The following is a 14,490-nucleotide window of genomic DNA, read 5'->3' on the forward strand; positions in this document are numbered from 1 at the left end:
GGGGCAGGGAACGCCGCCACCAGGCGCCTCCGCCGGGCAGGCGGCGGAGGGAACCAGCGGAGGAGGGGACGCGCGTGGGTGACTTCATGGACAAGGCCAAGGACCTCGCCGACAAGCACGACAAGCAGGTCGACCAGGGCATCGAGAAGGCCGGCGACATGGCCGACCGGCGCAGCGGCGGCAAGTACGACAAGCAGATCGACAAGGGCGTCGACATGGCCCAGCGGCGCACCGGCGGGGGCGACACCTCGCCGCGCTGACCCGGCCAGCCCGGTCCCGGGCCGTCGCCCTGCGGCGGCCCGGGACCGTCGTGCCAGGGCGGTCCGGGACCGGAAAACCGGTCCCGCTCACTGGCCGACCATCGAGCTCTCTCGCTACGATCCGTATTCGGGGCATGACTCCAGGTGGGTCGCCCCCGGCGGACCGGGCGGCCCGACGGCGGGGCCGCGGACGAGAGGGGTCATCCGGTGACCGACACATCCGAGGCGACGATCCAGCGCTACCCGTTCGGCGATCCCGACCGGCTCGACCTCGATCCGCGCTACGCCCGGTTGCGCCGGGACGAGCCGCTGATCCGCGTCCGCCTGCCGTACGGCGAGCCCGCGTGGCTGGCCACCCGGCACGCCGACGTGCGCACGGTGCTCGGTGACGCCCGGTTCAGCCGGGCCGCCGCCGTGGGGCGCGACGAGCCGCGCAACACCGCCCGGCAGATCCAGGGCGGCATCCTGTCCATGGACCCGCCCGACCACACCCGCCTGCGCCGGCTCGTGGCCCGCGCGTTCACCGCGCGCCGGGTCGAGGAGCTGCGGCCCCGCACCCGGCAGATCGCCGACGAGCTGGTCGACAACCTGCTCGCCGCCGGCCCGCCGGCCGACCTGGTGGAGCACCTGGCCACCCCGCTGCCGATCCGGGTCATCTGCGACCTGCTCGGCGTGCCGGTCACCGACCAGGACAAGTTCCACACCTGGTCGGAGGCGATCGTCTCGACCACCTCGCTGAGCCAGGAGCGGATCCAGCAGTACATCGACAACCTGTTCGCGTACATGGGCGAGCTGATCGCGCTGCGACGCGACGAGCCGACCGACGACCTGATCGGCGCGATGGTCCGGGCCCGCGACGCCGACGACCGGCTCAGCGAGGGGGAGGTGGTCCAGCTCGCCGCGGGGCTGCTCGCCGCCGGCCACGAGACCACCGTCACCCAGATCCCCAACTTCGTGTACGTCCTGCTGCACCACCCCGACGAGTGGGCCCGGCTGCGGGCGGACCGGACGCTGGTCCCCCGCGCGGTCGAGGAGCTGATGCGCTTCGTCCCGCTCGGCGCGACCGCCGCCTTCGCCCGCTACGCGAAGGAGGACGTCGAGATCGGCGGCGTGCTCGTGCGCGCGGGCGAGCCGGTGGTCGTGTCGATCCCGTCGGCCAACCGGGACGAGACGGTCTTCGCCGACGCCGACCGGCTCGACCTGGGCCGGGAGGTCAACCCGCACCTGGGCTTCGGGCACGGGGTGCACCACTGCGTCGGCGCCCAGCTCGCCCGGATGGAGCTCCAGGTGGTGCTGGACACCCTGCTCGACCGCACCCCGCAGTTGCGCCTGGCGGTGCCCGAGCCGGAGCTGACCTGGAAGAGCGGCCTGCTGGTACGCGGCCTCACCGCGATGCCGGTGGCCTGGTGAGGGGGAGGAACAGGTGAGCACGGAGGAAGGACAGCCCGGCCCGGGCTGGCAGCTGCACGTCGACCCGACCCGGTGCATCGGCTCGGGCATCTGCGCCGGCACGGCACCCAAGCACTTCGAACTGGTCGACGGGTTGTCCCGCCCGCTGGCCGAGCGGGTGGCCCCGGCGCAGGCGGTGCTCGACGCGGCCGACTCCTGCCCGATGGAGGCGATCCTCGTCTCCGAGGCGGACAGCCGCCGGCAGATCGCCCCGGAGCCCTGACCGGCGACGCGCCCACCGTCCATTGAAGACGACAGCCTTCGCCGTCGGACGGGTCGCCCGGGGGACGACCCGGCCGGCGGCAGCGCGGAGCGTCGTCAGAGCTGCCTGTCGCGCAGCTCCTCCATGGAGGTGGGGCGGCCGCTGAGGGCGTCCCGGAGCCGGTCCACCAGGCCGGTGCCGGGGGCGAGCAGCCGGTTCGCCGGCGGGTGGTCCGGCGCGCCCGGGTGCGGCCGGGTCGGGGCCGTGCGCTTGGCGGCCTGCACCTTGCCGGCCAGCTCCACCAGTTCCTCCCGGGCCATCGCGGCGCGCAGTCGGGGGAACAGGTCGGACTCCTCCTCCTGCACGTGGTGGCGGATCGCCTTGGTCAGGTGGGCCAACAGCGGCTCGAAGCGGGCCTCCGACGGGTCGACCGACTCCAGCTCCTTCATGGTCCGCTCGGCCTCGGCGTGCTCGGCGATCTCGTGCTCGGCGAGCTGGTCGCCGTCGGGCAGCGCGCGGCGGGCCGCCGGGTAGACGTACTGCTCCTCGGCGACCGAGTGGCGGACCAACTCGGCGATCACCACGTCGGCGAGCTGCCGGCGGTGCTCCGGGGTGCCCTGCCGGCCCTCCAACTCCACGAAGATCGCCTCCACCTCGCGGTGGTCGGCGACCAGCACGTCCACGACGTCCTGGTCGGCCACGCCCTGCGGCTGGCCGGTCGTGCCATTTGCGTCGGTCATGTCGGTGCCCCTTACCGGTTGCGGGATCGGTCGGTGCTGAGGCTGGTACCCCGAGCGGACCGTCCGAACCGGTCAGAGACCGCCCAGCACCCGGGTCACGGCGATCTCGATGACGACCCGCTGCGGGTTGGGGCGCGGGACGCGGTAGCGCTCGGCGTAGCGGCGCTCGGCCTCGGCGACCGACGCCGGGTCGGCCCGCAGCACCGCCCGGCCCTCCACGGTCAGCCAGCGTCTCCCGTCGACGTGGCAGACCGCCACCGGGGCGCCCGCCGCGCCGGCCGCCGCGACGTGCCGGGCCTTGGCCGACGTGCCCGACGTGATCACCCGGGCGAGCCCGGCCGCCGGGTCGAGGGTCATCCCGACCGGTACGACGTGCGGGGTGCCGTCCGCGCGCAGCGTCGTCAGGGTGGCCAGGTGCCGTTCCCGGCAGAACGCGAGGACCCGTTCGTCGTCGATGCCCAACCGATGGTCGCCCGGCATTGTCCCGCCCCCGTCCGATCCGGCCGCCCCGCGCGGGCCCTGTGCGGTCCCCGCACCCGGGGCCCGGCCCCGATCATGGCACGGGTTCAGCCGACCGGGCGGCGGGTCCTGCCCTCCTGCGGCCCGGGTTGGCCGGGGAGCTGCCGCTGGGCGGCACGGTGCTGCCGGACCAGTCGGCCCAGGTAGAGCAGGGCGGCGGCGAGCACCCCGATGTCGTCGAGGTAGATCGGGTCGGGGAGCACGTCGATCGGGAAGACCGTGTAGGCCAGCGCGCCCCAGAAGGCGACCTTGCCGCCGACGCCCAGCGTGCCGAGCAGCTTGCGGGTGCGGACCACCCGTACGGCGAGCACGACGGCCCCGACGAGCGTCGCCGCCGCGAAGAGGCCGACGACGACCAGCAGCCAGGTGCGCTCCGTCATGCGCCCACGCTAGCCGACGCCGGGTAAGGAAGGGCCCCCTGTTAACGCCTCCGGTCGAGAAGGGTCCCCTTCTCACCGCGGCGGCCACTGCGGCGGCCGGGGCGGCGCGCCGGCCGCCGGGGCCGCGCTGCCGGAGGCGGCGCCGGCGGAGGCGGCTCGCCCGGGGCGGCTCAGGCCGGGACGGCGGCCCGGCCCCGCGCCACTGTCGGCTTCTGCCGGGCGACCACCGGCATCTCCCGGGTCTGCTCGGCGGCCGGCGACGGCTCGTCGGCGACCCCGGGCAGCAGCGACGCCTGCTCCTGCGGGGCGGGCACGGTCGCGGCGAGCGCCTCGTCCCGCAGGCTGCGCGCGGCGACGGCGGCCTGCTCGGCGGCCCGCCAGGCGGCCTGCTCCCGCTCCCGGGCGGCCTCCTGCCGGGCGCGCAGGTGGTCGCGCACGGCCCGGCGCAGCACCAGCTCCTGGTCGACCGGGTGCAGCCGGGGGTCCCACCCGTTGCGGTGCGCGAACACGTCGCTGAGCTGCTCCTCCGACAGCTCCCGACGCCAGTACGCGGCCAGCGCGGCCCGGTGCAGGTAGCGCTCGCGGTCGGCGTACTCGGCGGGGGTGCGCCCGGTGTGCGGGCGGGGCAGGGCCGTGGCGGCGGACAGCCGGCGGACGTCGTCCTCCGCCGCCTCGTACGCCTGCCACGCGGCCTCGGCCTCGTCCTGGGCGGACAGCCACTCGGCCCGCATCCGGCCGGCGGTCGCCGCGGCCCGTTCCGCCGCGGTCGCCACCTCGTCGGCGTACCGGCGGTGGGCGCGTTCCTCGGCGGCCTCCTCCAGGAGGCTGGGCATGGCGGCCTCGCGGATCCGCCCGCCGATCACGGAGCGGAACAGGTCGGGCCGGGCGACCAGGCCCGCCACGGCGACGACGGCGAGGACGAGCAGGGCCAGCCAGATCGCGGCGGCCCGGGGCACGTCGAGCAGGACGGAGGAGAACGCGGTCTGCATGAGGGGCACCTCGGAGGGGACGAAGTGGACTGACGGTTGGGGCCCGCGGTGCGGGCGGGGCCGCGCGTCGACCGGTGCCGGACGGTCGCCGCCGCGGTCGTCACCGGGGCGGGACGGCGGGCGGGGTCGTCGGCGGCGCGGGGCGCGGCCGGCGGTGGGCTCGCGGCGGGCCGGTGCGGTGCCGGTGCGGCGCTACGACGCCGGGGCGGACCGGATCGGCGGCTGGTGGCGGCCCGGGTCAGTGCCGGGGCGGCCCGCGCCGGACGACGCCGCCGCCGGTCGGGTCGACGGCGGGCCGGTCGGCCGGGGCGGCCGTCACGGGCCCGCCCGCCGGGGCGGGGACCGGCCGCCGCGCGTCGCCGACGACCGGGCGGGCCTGCGGGGCGGCCGAATCGGCGCGCGGCCCGGCCGGCGCGTCGGGGCCCAGCGAGTCGACCCGGCTGGCCACCACGACGGGGTGGGCCGGTGCGGCCGCCACGGCGGGAGCGCCGGGCCCCAGGGCGGCGACCCCGCCGAGGCCGACGGCGAGGACCAGGGTGGTCAGCGCGAGGCGACCCAACTCCCCGATGCGGCGCAGCGTCGAGCGCCACGAGCGGCGCGACCCGCGCAGCGTCGCCGGCAGGGACGGCCTGGCGAACGCTACGGACTGCACGACACCAACCTATCGCCGTTGCGGCCCGTCCGCAGCCTCGCCGGCCGCCCCGGCTGGTGACCCGGGCCACGACCCGGCGCAGTGGACAGACCCGTCCCGTCGGGATACGACGGTCGCGCCGCCGCCGGATGCATCGACGGCCATGAGAAGGCCGACAGTTTCCCGGCGGCGCCCCCGGGCACCTGACGGGCAGCGCGGCCCCGCCGTCGCCCGTGGGGTGCCGCACCCCACGGTGGAGCGCAAGACCGGAGGAGACCCCATGGGAGTACGTCGACAGGTGGCGCACGTTGTCGCCGCCACCGCCCTGCTCGTGGCCGCGACGGTGGCGGCCACCGGCGCGCCCGCGAGCGCCGCGCCCTCGGTGGACACCGCAGCGGTGACCCCGGTGGCTGCGGTCGACCTCCAGCGCTACGCCGGGGACTGGTACCAGATCGCCGCGATCCCGGCGATCTTCGAGCTCCAGTGCTTCAAGAACGTGCAGGCCCGGTACGACGTCCAGCCCGACGGCACCGTCGGGGTGCGCAACACCTGCCGGACGATCCTCGGCACCACCAGCGCGGTCACCGGCCGGGCCCGCAGCGAGAACCCGCTGGCCAACTCGGTCCTGACCGTCTCGTTCCTGGAGGTCGGCGGGCGCTGGCTCTACTTCGGCGGGCCGAACTACGTGGTCATGGGCCTCGACACCGACTACGGCTGGGCCGTCGTCGGCGACCCGGAGCGCCGCACGGGCTTCGTGCTGTCGCGCGGGCCGGCGCTGGGCGGGGCCGACCTGGCCGAGGCGAAGGCGGTGCTGACCGCCAACGGCTACGACCTCTGCGACTTCCGCACCACCCGGCAGGACGGCGGGGCCGACGCCGGCGGCTTCTGCTGACCGCCCGGCCGGCCCGTCGACGCCCGGCCCGCAGGTCGGGACTCGACGGGCCGGCTGCCCGCCCCGGGCGGGCGCGCGTCGGCCGGCGCGGGGAGCGACCGGCACAGTGCCCGCCGGCTCCCGGCCGGTGTCACTCGGTCCGCAGGCCCTCCGGCCGGGTCAGCCGCCACAGCACGGGCAGGCTCGCGCCGGTGACCAGCAGCACCACGCCGCCGCCGAGGGCCGCGCCGAGGCCGACCACCGGCCAGCTCACCGAGACCGGCGCGCCGACCATGCGCAGCAGCACCGCACCGAGGCCCAGGCCGAAGGCGACGGCGAGGCCGAGCCCGACGAGCACCGGCACGGCCGCCTGCCACAGCACCGACAGCCCCAGCGTGCGGCGCGGGGTGCCGACGGCGGTCAGCATCGCCAGCAGGCGGCGGCGCTCCCGCAACTGCTCCAGCACGCCGACGAGCATGCTCGCGCCGAGCAGCAGCAGGGTCACCGCGACGCCGGCGACGAGGCCCCGCTTGACGTTGACGAACTGCGTGGCCTGGCGTTCGTCCTCCAGCGCGAGGACCTGGGCGCGCAGGTCCACCTCGGCGGCGGTGTTGCGGACCCGCTCCAGCGCGTCGGGGTCGGCCGGGTCGAGGCTGATCAGCGCCTGCGCGCGCAGCCCCGTCCAGCCGGCGTCGGCCGCGCCGGGGGTGACCAGCAGGCCCGTGCCGGTCCAGCCGACGGGGTCCGGGATCGCCGGCACGGTGGGCAGTCGCCGCGGCAGGGTCCAGGCGGTGTTCTGCGGGCCCACGGTCACCCGGTCGCCGGGGCCGAAGCCGACGAGCTGCGGTTCGCCGGCCGGCGGCTGGACGAGGAAGACGTCACCGTCGGCGCAGGAGCCGAGCCGCGCGTACTCGGCCAGGGTGGCGCAGTCGCCGATGCGTACCTCGGCGGTGCGGTCGGCCGCGCCCCTGCCGAGCGCGAAGGTGCCCGACGTGCCCGCGCTGCGCACCACGCCGGGGACGGCGGCCAGCCGGGCCAGCGCCGCGCCGGGGTCGGGCAGCTCGGCGAGGTTGACGAACACCTGCGCCCGGGAGGTGTCCTGGCCGGTGCGGGTGGTGAACCGCGCCTCCACCCCGGCGACGAGCATCTGGAGGCCGATGCTGCCCGCCACCGCCACCGCCACGCCGCTGACCAGACGCGCGGAGGTGGCGCTGTCCAGTTGCAGCCGGCGTACCGCGAGCTGCCACGGGACCGGGCCGCCGCGCAGCCGGCGTACGGCGAGGTCGATCAGCCAGGGCAGCAGGGTGACCGTGCCGACCAGCAGCAGCACCGCCCCGGCCGCCACCTGGTAGTCGGCGGAGCCGGTGCCGCCCTCGCCGACGCCGGTCAGCGGGTAGAGCAGGGCCAGCCCGGCGGCCGGCAGCAGCAGCCGCCACCACAGGCGGCGACGCACGGTCGCGCCCTGGCGGCTCACCCCGAGGGGCTCGACGACGACCCGGCGCAGCGCGACGAGCGCCACCAGCACGGCGAGCACCGGCACCGCGACCGCGACCGCCGCCACCAGGGCCGGGGCGGGGCGCAGGTCCGCCGCGTACACGCTGATGTCGCGGAGGGTGACCAGCGGGGCGAGCTGGCGGCCGGCGGCGAACAGGACGCCGCCGACGGCGAGGCCGAACACCGCGCCGGCCGCCGCCTCTCCCGCGGCGATCCGCCGGATCATCGCGGTGTCCGCGCCGAGCAGGCGCAGGGCGGCGAGCCGGCGGTCCCGGCGGTCCCCGCCGAAGCGGACCGCCGCGCCGACGAAGACGACGATCGGCAGCAGCAGCACCACGACGACGACCACGACGAGGACCATCAGCACGGGCGAGAACTCCTCGCCGGGCTCCCCGCCGCCGAAGCTGTCGCGCCGCACGGCCCCCTGGTCGGTCAGGTCCGCGCTGCCGAGATAGAAGGCCAGCTCACCCGGGCCGGAGAGGCCCTGCGCGCCGATCGTGCCGGTGACCTGCGCGCCGCGGAGCCGGGGCGCGAACAGCGGGCCGTCGGGCGAGTCGAGCAGGTCCCGCAGCGCCGGGGAGACGACCACCTCGCCGGCCCCGGGCAGCCGGGTCAACCCCGGCGGGACCGGCGCGGCCGGCCCCTCGGCGCGCACGATCCGGCCGCGCACCGGATGGTCCCGGAACTCGGTGTCGGCGAACGCCAGCAGCACCGTGTTGGCGGCCGCGGCCTGCTCGGGTCGCCACCCGGTGTCGTTGCGGGCCTCGGTGCGGACCGTCCGGGCGTCGAGCGCGCCCGGCACGGCGGCGGCCAACAGCAGCATGGCCACCCCGATGCCGACGCCGAGGGCGGTAAGCGCCGCCCGCGTCCACCCGTCCCGGCCGCCGGTGACGGCCATCCGGGCGCCCAGCCACAGGTCGGCCAGGACCCGGCCGCGCCGGCCCGACGGTTGGACCCCGGTCACGCCGCCGCCTCCAGGCTGCGGGTGCGGCCGTCCCGCACCACGACCTCCCGATCCGAGTACGCGGCGACCCGCGCCTCGTGGGTCACCAGGACCACTGCGGCACCCGTGTCCCGGGCCGCCCCGGTCAGCAGCCGCATCACCCGCTCGCCGTGCAGCGAGTCGAGCGCGCCGGTCGGCTCGTCGGCGAAGATGACCCGGGGGCCGGTGACCAGCGCCCGGGCCACGGCGACCCGCTGGCCCTGCCCACCGGACACCTCGCCGGGGCGCTTGCCGGCCACGTCGGTGACCTCCAGCCGGTCGAGCCACTCGGCGGCGCGCCGCTCCGCCTCCCGCCGGCCGACCCGCTCCAGCCGCAGCGGCAGGGCGACGTTCTCCAGGCAGGTCAACTCGGGCACGAGCTGCCCGAACTGGAACACGAAGCCGAACTGCCCCCGCCGCAGCGCGCTGAGCTCCCGGTCCGACAGGGTGGTCAGGTCCGCGCCCCGGTAGCGCACCCGCCCCGAGTCGGGGCGGACGATGCCGGCGAGGCAGTGCAGCAGGGTCGACTTGCCGGAGCCGGACGGGCCCAGCACCGCCAGCACCTCGCCGGCCCGGACGGTCAGCGACGCCCCGGCCAGCGCCGGGGTGGGGCCGAAGGCCCGGTGCAGGTCCTCGGCGACGAGCAGCGCCTCCCCCGGGGTCCCCCGGTCGGCCGCCGCCGTCGCCCCGCCGTCGGCGCGCGGGCCCGTCGTCGCCGCCCCGCCGCGCGGGCCCGTCATCGCCGCACTGCCGTCCACGCGCGGGCCCGTCATCGCCGCACCGCCTCGGCCAGCTCGTCCAGCCGGGCCGCCGTCAGCTCCAGCCAGCGCAGGTCGGCCTCCAGGTGGAACAGGGCGTGGTCGCAGATGAGCCGCTCGGCCAGGTCGCCGGAGTCGCGCCGCCGGGTCAGCTCGCGCATCAGCCGCAGGTGCTCGGCGCGCTGCGTGTCGAGCAGGTCGGCGGCGGAGCGGCCGGTGAGCAGCGCCAGCACCACCTTGGTGTAGAGGACGCTGTGCAGGTACGGCTCGGGCTTCTCCGGCTGGGACAGCCAGCGCCGCACGTCGGTGACCCCGGCCTCGGTGATCGCGTACCGCTTGCGGTCGGGGCCCTCGCCGGCCTCGACCGAGTCCACCTCGACGAGGCCGTTGCGCAGCAGCCGGGACAGGGTGGCGTAGACCTGGCCGAAGTGCACCGGGCGGGCCTGGCCGAAGCGCTCGTCGTAGGCGCGTTTCAGGTCGTAGCCGTGGCGGGGGGTGGACTCCAGGAGCCCGAGGAAGGTCTGACCGATCGACATGGCCGCGACTATACACACCACGTATACACGGGGTGGATAGGCAGGTCGGAAAAGGGGCCCTCCCCGTCGGAGAGGGCCCCGCAGCCGTGAGCGGCAGCCGTGCGCGGCGGAAGCGTCAGCCGGCGTCGAGCACCGGCGGGACCCCCGGGTCGCCGTCCCGCCAGACCATGTCGTCCTCCGTCAGCCAGGTCAGCCGCTCGTCGGACTCGTCGTCGTCGGCCCGCCCGCGCCCGCCCAGCACGCCCGTGCGCCCGCCGCCGGTGCCGTTCGCGCCCGCCCGGCCCACGCCCGTGGCGGCCCGGTGTTCCGCCCCCGCCAGGCCACCCGCCGGCCGGGCCGCCACCGTCGCGCCGGTGCGGGCCGACCCGGCCAGGGAGCCGGTGCCGCCGCCGAGCACGCCGACCGACGCCCCGGCGGGCGCGCCGAAGAGCAGCCCCGCCCCGGCCCCGGCCGAGGCGGCGGCCGTCACGCCGCCCGCCGCGCCCACCGGGCCGGCCGGCAGGCCGCCGTCGAGCGGCACGGCGCCGGCGAGGGACGTGCCCGTGTCGAGGCCGGTGTCGCCGGCCCCGGCCGTGCCGCCCGGCGACACCGAGCCGCCGTGGCCCCCGCCCGGCTGCTGCGTGTCCGGCCCGTCCGACAGGCCGCCCGGGGCGTCCAGCCATGCCTGGCCCGTGGTCGGGGTGCCGAAGCCGCCGCCCGGCGCGCTCCGCGGGGCGTGGGCCCCGGGTCCGGCCGACGGCGTCGACGTGCTGGTGCTCGGGTCGTACGGCAGGTCGCCGTCCGGCGGCGGCGGATCGACCAGCCGGCCGTACGCCGACAGGTCGTAGCCGGCCGCCAGCTCGGCGACCACCTGGACCATCCGCCGGTGCGCCTTCTCCTGCTCGGCCTTGTCCTGCTCGTGCCCCAGGAAGCCGCCGACGATCGCGCCCGGCAGGCCCCCGGTGAGGCCGCCCGTGATCGCCCCGGAGACCGTCTTGTCGTGGTCGTCGGTCTCGGCCGGGCTCTCCGCCTCCTTCTGCGCGGCCCGCAGGTCGGTGGCCATCAGCGTCAGCCCCTGGCGCACGTCGGCCATCCCCTCGGAGAGGGACGTCGAGTAGTCGACGATCAGCGACACCCGCCGCTGGAATTCCCGGCCGGCGTCGCCCGTCCAGCCGTTGGCCAGTTTCGCCAGGTCGGCCCGCAGGTCGCGGGCGAGGTCGTCGAGGGTGCCCTTCATGGAGCTCCAGCTGCTGGCGAGGCCGTCGATCTGCTCGGGGTCGCCGGCCCGCACCGCGTCGTAGAGCCGCTGGTGGCTGACGTCCTCGTAGCGCGCGGTGTACTCAGACACGAGGGTCGTCCCTCCCGTTCAGCGCGTCGTCGACCCCGGTGAGCGCGGCGGCGATGTCGGCGGCGTTGGCCGCGTTGCGCGCCTCCGTGGTCCGGTAGTTGGTCAGGATCGTGCCGGTCGCGCTCTGCGCCGCCCGCACCGCGTCGCGCAGCCGCTCGACCCGCTGCGCGTAGCTCGTCTGGAGGGCCGAGTAGCGGCGGGCGTTGCTGGTCGCGTCGGCGAACGTGCCCAGATCCGGCGGCCGGCACTGCAACTCGGTGGTCAGCTTCCTGAGCACGGCCTCGGCCTCGCTGAGCCGCGCGGCCAACCGTCGCTGGAAGTCCTCCAGGGACAGTACGTCGACTGTCGTGCGCCCGGTCATGGCATTCCCCGTACGTCGTCGATAACCGTTGGCGAGGATCAGGTTAGTGGACGGCGACCAGACCGGGCGACCCGTGACGACGCCCCACGGCAGCCCCTGCGCGCCCGGGCGGCAGCGTCGCCGTGCCCGCCAGCAGCGGCTACGCGCCCGCCGGCGGCGGCTACGTGCCCGGGGCGAAGTAGGCCAGCGCGTCCTGGCGTTCCAGGGCGGGACCCGTCGGGATGAGGGCCAGCAGCGACGCGGGCACCGCCAGCGGCTGCACCCCGCCGTAGCCGAGGGCGGTCAGCGCGTCGCCCGACCGGGTGCCCAGCGGGTGACGTACCCCCTGGGCGGTGACCAGGTAGACCGTCGAGCCCGGCGCGCCCGCGCCGCCCTCCCCGGCACCCGGCGCGGCCTGGACGAGCACGCCCCGGCCGCCCGGCAGCAGCACCTGCTCGGCGGTGCGGACCGCGTCGCCGGCCCCCTGCCGGACCGGGGTCCCGGCCGGGCCGGTCAGCTCGGTCGGCACCCGGTCGAAGACCTCCAGCGTGGTGGTGGGCGGCGCGTCGGCCGCCGACCGGCGGTAGGTGGCGCAGAGCACCGTCCGGCCCGCCTGCACCGGGTGCAGCGCCGGCAGGGCGCGCGGCGTGCCCTCCGCCTCCACCCGCTGCCGGGTCAGCAGCCGGCCGGCCTCGTCCGGGGTGATGTCGGTGATCCGGCCGCCGTCTCGCAACAGCAGCAGGGCGCTGACCTCGCCGATCGACGCCAGCCCCTCCCGGGTCAGCACGTAGTGCTGGCCGGCGGCCCGGAACACGTCGCCGACCCGGGCCGGCCCGTCGCCCACGGCCTGCCGGCTGGTCTCGCCGTCGCCGGGCAGCTCCGGCTCGCGCAGCACCGGCCCCGCCGGCACGGCGTTGAGCAGCTGCTCGCCGACCGTGAGCGTGGTGGCCCCGGCCATCCGCAGCGCGGCGGTCGCCGGGTCCCCGCCGGCGATCCGCAGCCGGGCGTCGCCGGTGAGCAGGTAGCGCCGGTCGTCCACGGTGGCCAGCACCGCGCGGTCGCCCAGCGGCGTGCCTCCGGCGAGCGGCCGGTCGATCACCAGGTGGGTGGTCGACCGGTCGGGGGCGGCCGGGTCCGGCACGTCGCAGACCGACCAGGGCAGACCGACCAGCGCCTTCCGGTCGGGCAGCGCGTCCGGCGCGCCGACGATCCCGATGGTGCGCCCGCGCGGCCGGTCCGCGATGGACGCCCGCGACATGGTCCGCACCGTCGGGTCCGCCGCGTCGAGGACGAGCCGGGCCGAGGCGTAGTTCAGGGTCGGGTGCAGCAGGCCGTCCACGTAGACGTACGTCGCCCCGGTCTCCCGCTCGATCACCAGCGTGTTCGCCTCCAGCGGCGCGGCGTTGCCGGTGAGCTGGCCGTACGCGCCGACGCCGCCGAGCACCACCGCCGCGGCGACCACGCTGCCGACCACCGCCAGCCCGAGCCGCCGCATCGGCAGGTTCGTCGTCTCGGGGTCGCCGGAGAGCAGCGCGGAGACGATCCGGCGGGTGACGAAGCGGTACGCCTGCACCTGGTCGCGGCGGGTCCGCATGGGCTACCTCCGGCGGCGGGTCGGGCCGCGACGATCGAGCCCGACGACGGGGTGGGCCGTGGCGATCAGGTCCGAGCGTCGCCACGGGCTTCCCTACGATAAGGGGCCGCCGGCCGGTCACCGGGGCCACCGCCCGGGGACGGCCTCACCGCCCGTCCGGGACGGGAGCCACCGCCCGCGCCGGCTGCCAGCAGACCCGCTGTCGAGAAGGGACGCCGCCGATGACGCAGGTGCAGGCGCCACCCGGTCGCCCGGCCGCCGGCCCGGCCGATCCGCCCGCCCGGCCCGCGCCGCCCGACCGCGCGGTGGTCCCCGCCGACCGGCGCAGCCGGGGCCGGCTCGGCCCGGTCGTCGTCGGCCAGCTCGTCGTGGCGGAGCTGGCCGCCGTGGCCGGCTACGCCGCGCTCGGCGGACCCACGTGGCTGGCCGCCGTCGTCGGGGTCGTCGCGGTGGCGGCCGTCGCCGCCGCCTTCGCCCGCCGGGGCGGCCGCTGGTGGTACGAGGACCTGCTGCTGCGCCGCCGGCTGCGGCTGCGCCGGGAGGAGGCGCGGGCGGCGGCCGGCGGCGACCCGGGCGACACCCGGCTGGCCGTCGTCGCCCCCGAGCTGACCATGGTCGAGCTGACCGAGCGCGGCACCCGCCTCGGCGTCGGCCAGGACGTCCGGGGCTGGTTCGCCGCCGTGGCGCTGGACCCGCCCCCCGGAGCGCCCGCCGGCTCGGTCGACGCGGCGACGGTGGACCGGGCCCTGGCCGTGCTCGCCGACTTCACCGCGCCGGTGTCGCTGGCCCAGGTCGTCTCGCACACCCTCGTCTGGTACCCGGCCCCGGGCGCGCCCCCGGCCGCCCACCGCACCGTCTGGGTGGCCCTGCGGCTGGCGGTGCGCGACGCCCGCACCGAGGCGGTGACCCGGGGCGGCGGGACGCTCGGCGTGCACCGCACCGTCGCGGCGGCGGTCGGCCGGCTCGGCAAGGCGCTGCACGCCGCCGGCCTGGGCCACCGGGTCCTGGGCCGGGACGAGCTGCGCGCCGCGCTGCTCTCGGCGGCCGGGCTGGACCTGACGCCCGAGCCGCAGGCGGAGACCTGGACCGGGCTGCGCGGCGGCGGCTGGACCCAGCGCTGCCTGGCCCTGCGCCCCCGCGCCGGCGCCACCTGGGGGCCCCTGGTGGACGCCGTCACCGCCACCGCCGCCCCGTCACACACCTTCGCGGCGGTGGTCCGCCCCGGCGACCGGCCCGGCCCGCCGCTGCTGCGCGTCGCCGCCCCGGCCGACCACGTCGAGGCGCTGGTCGAGGTGGTCCGGGACGTCGCCCGCCGGGCGGGCGCCCCGGCCCGGCCGCTGGACGGCGAGCACGGCCCCGCCGCCTGGGCCACCGCCCCGACGGCCCGCCGCGTCCTCGACCACCGCCCCGACTGAGCC

The 14,490-nt window shown here is 77.6% G+C and carries 16 protein-coding genes; 5 read left to right on the forward strand and 11 right to left on the reverse strand.

What is annotated here, in order from left to right:
* Positions 1-74: 74 nt before the first annotated feature.
* From O7633_RS22020 to O7633_RS22030, 3 genes are all read left to right on the forward strand, one after another.
* On the forward strand, positions 75-260 hold the full coding sequence (locus tag O7633_RS22020; RefSeq protein ID WP_282323762.1) for an antitoxin: 186 nt from the start codon (positions 75-77) through the stop codon (positions 258-260).
* Positions 261-467: 207 nt separating this feature from the next.
* Complete coding sequence (locus O7633_RS22025; protein ID WP_282323763.1) at positions 468-1,670, forward strand: cytochrome P450; 1,203 nt, start codon at positions 468-470, stop codon at positions 1,668-1,670.
* 13 nt (positions 1,671-1,683) lie between these two features.
* Positions 1,684-1,932, forward strand: coding sequence for a ferredoxin (locus O7633_RS22030; RefSeq protein WP_278131312.1), 249 nt, complete (start codon positions 1,684-1,686; stop codon positions 1,930-1,932).
* 95 nt (positions 1,933-2,027) lie between these two features.
* On the opposite strand, the gene O7633_RS22035 is transcribed toward O7633_RS22030, so the two are convergent.
* From O7633_RS22035 to O7633_RS22055, 5 genes are all read right to left on the reverse strand, one after another.
* Positions 2,028-2,651, reverse strand: a complete 624-nt coding sequence (locus tag O7633_RS22035) for a hemerythrin domain-containing protein (RefSeq protein ID WP_282323764.1) — start codon at positions 2,649-2,651, stop codon at positions 2,028-2,030.
* 72 nt (positions 2,652-2,723) lie between these two features.
* Positions 2,724-3,131 carry a TIGR03618 family F420-dependent PPOX class oxidoreductase gene (locus O7633_RS22040; protein WP_074475215.1) on the reverse strand — a complete coding sequence of 136 codons (408 nt, stop codon included), beginning with the start codon at positions 3,129-3,131 and terminating at the stop codon, positions 2,724-2,726.
* Between the two features lie 86 nt (positions 3,132-3,217).
* On the reverse strand, positions 3,218-3,550 hold the full coding sequence (locus tag O7633_RS22045; RefSeq protein ID WP_282323765.1) for a YkvA family protein: 333 nt from the start codon (positions 3,548-3,550) through the stop codon (positions 3,218-3,220).
* A gap of 170 nt (positions 3,551-3,720) precedes the next feature.
* On the reverse strand, positions 3,721-4,539 hold the full coding sequence (locus tag O7633_RS22050; protein WP_282323766.1) for a hypothetical protein: 819 nt from the start codon (positions 4,537-4,539) through the stop codon (positions 3,721-3,723).
* A 238-nt stretch (positions 4,540-4,777) separates the two neighbouring features.
* Positions 4,778-5,191 carry a hypothetical protein gene (locus O7633_RS22055; protein WP_282323767.1) on the reverse strand — a complete coding sequence of 138 codons (414 nt, stop codon included), beginning with the start codon at positions 5,189-5,191 and terminating at the stop codon, positions 4,778-4,780.
* A gap of 259 nt (positions 5,192-5,450) precedes the next feature.
* On the opposite strand from O7633_RS22055, the gene O7633_RS22060 reads away from it, so the two are divergent.
* A complete protein-coding gene (locus O7633_RS22060) occupies positions 5,451-6,062 on the forward strand; it encodes a lipocalin family protein (protein WP_282323768.1) in 612 nt (203 codons plus the stop codon).
* A gap of 130 nt (positions 6,063-6,192) precedes the next feature.
* Here the strand turns inward: O7633_RS22060 and O7633_RS22065 are convergent, their stop codons facing one another.
* The 6 genes from O7633_RS22065 to eccB all read right to left on the reverse strand — a co-directional run bounded on the left by O7633_RS22065 (position 6,193) and on the right by eccB (position 13,072).
* Positions 6,193-8,499 carry an ABC transporter permease gene (locus O7633_RS22065; protein ID WP_282323769.1) on the reverse strand — a complete coding sequence of 769 codons (2,307 nt, stop codon included), beginning with the start codon at positions 8,497-8,499 and terminating at the stop codon, positions 6,193-6,195.
* Positions 8,496-9,290 carry an ABC transporter ATP-binding protein gene (locus O7633_RS22070; RefSeq protein WP_282323770.1) on the reverse strand — a complete coding sequence of 265 codons (795 nt, stop codon included), beginning with the start codon at positions 9,288-9,290 and terminating at the stop codon, positions 8,496-8,498. Before O7633_RS22070 ends, O7633_RS22065 begins: the two co-directional genes overlap by 4 nt.
* Positions 9,287-9,811 (reverse strand): PadR family transcriptional regulator, encoded by a 525-nt coding sequence (locus O7633_RS22075; protein WP_074475210.1) that lies wholly within the window; start codon positions 9,809-9,811, stop codon positions 9,287-9,289. Before O7633_RS22075 ends, O7633_RS22070 begins: the two co-directional genes overlap by 4 nt.
* A 115-nt stretch (positions 9,812-9,926) precedes the next feature.
* Positions 9,927-11,138: a WXG100 family type VII secretion target gene (locus tag O7633_RS22080; RefSeq protein WP_282323771.1), complete on the reverse strand. Its 1,212-nt coding sequence runs from the start codon at positions 11,136-11,138 to the stop codon at positions 9,927-9,929.
* Positions 11,131-11,499 carry a hypothetical protein gene (locus tag O7633_RS22085; RefSeq protein ID WP_278131325.1) on the reverse strand — a complete coding sequence of 123 codons (369 nt, stop codon included), beginning with the start codon at positions 11,497-11,499 and terminating at the stop codon, positions 11,131-11,133. Before O7633_RS22085 ends, O7633_RS22080 begins: the two co-directional genes overlap by 8 nt.
* 160 nt (positions 11,500-11,659) lie before the next feature.
* The gene (eccB, locus tag O7633_RS22090) at positions 11,660-13,072 is read right to left on the reverse strand and encodes a type VII secretion protein EccB (RefSeq protein ID WP_282323772.1); all 1,413 of its coding nucleotides are present in this window, start codon (positions 13,070-13,072) and stop codon (positions 11,660-11,662) included.
* Positions 13,073-13,293: 221 nt separating this feature from the next.
* Here eccB and O7633_RS22095 point away from each other — a divergent pair, with 221 nt between their 5' ends.
* A complete protein-coding gene (locus O7633_RS22095) occupies positions 13,294-14,487 on the forward strand; it encodes a type VII secretion protein EccE (protein ID WP_282323773.1) in 1,194 nt (397 codons plus the stop codon).
* Positions 14,488-14,490: the final 3 nt, after the last annotated feature.

The organism is Micromonospora sp. WMMD712 (assembly GCF_029581295.1).
GTDB lineage: Bacteria > Actinomycetota > Actinomycetes > Mycobacteriales > Micromonosporaceae > Micromonospora > Micromonospora carbonacea.

Coding starts and splice junctions, on each gene's coding strand:
- O7633_RS22045 (WP_282323765.1), bottom strand. CDS start 3,550: ATGACGGAGCGCACCTGGCTGCTGGTCGTCGTCGGCCTCTTCGCGGCG.
- O7633_RS22060 (WP_282323768.1), top strand. CDS start 5,451: ATGGGAGTACGTCGACAGGTGGCGCACGTTGTCGCCGCCACCGCCCTG.
- O7633_RS22075 (WP_074475210.1), bottom strand. CDS start 9,811: ATGTCGATCGGTCAGACCTTCCTCGGGCTCCTGGAGTCCACCCCCCGC.
- eccB (WP_282323772.1), bottom strand. CDS start 13,072: ATGCGGACCCGCCGCGACCAGGTGCAGGCGTACCGCTTCGTCACCCGC.
- O7633_RS22040 (WP_074475215.1), bottom strand. CDS start 3,131: ATGCCGGGCGACCATCGGTTGGGCATCGACGACGAACGGGTCCTCGCG.
- O7633_RS22095 (WP_282323773.1), top strand. CDS start 13,294: ATGACGCAGGTGCAGGCGCCACCCGGTCGCCCGGCCGCCGGCCCGGCC.
- O7633_RS22035 (WP_282323764.1), bottom strand. CDS start 2,651: ATGACCGACGCAAATGGCACGACCGGCCAGCCGCAGGGCGTGGCCGAC.
- O7633_RS22070 (WP_282323770.1), bottom strand. CDS start 9,290: ATGACGGGCCCGCGCGTGGACGGCAGTGCGGCGATGACGGGCCCGCGC.
- O7633_RS22085 (WP_278131325.1), bottom strand. CDS start 11,499: ATGACCGGGCGCACGACAGTCGACGTACTGTCCCTGGAGGACTTCCAG.
- O7633_RS22050 (WP_282323766.1), bottom strand. CDS start 4,539: ATGCAGACCGCGTTCTCCTCCGTCCTGCTCGACGTGCCCCGGGCCGCC.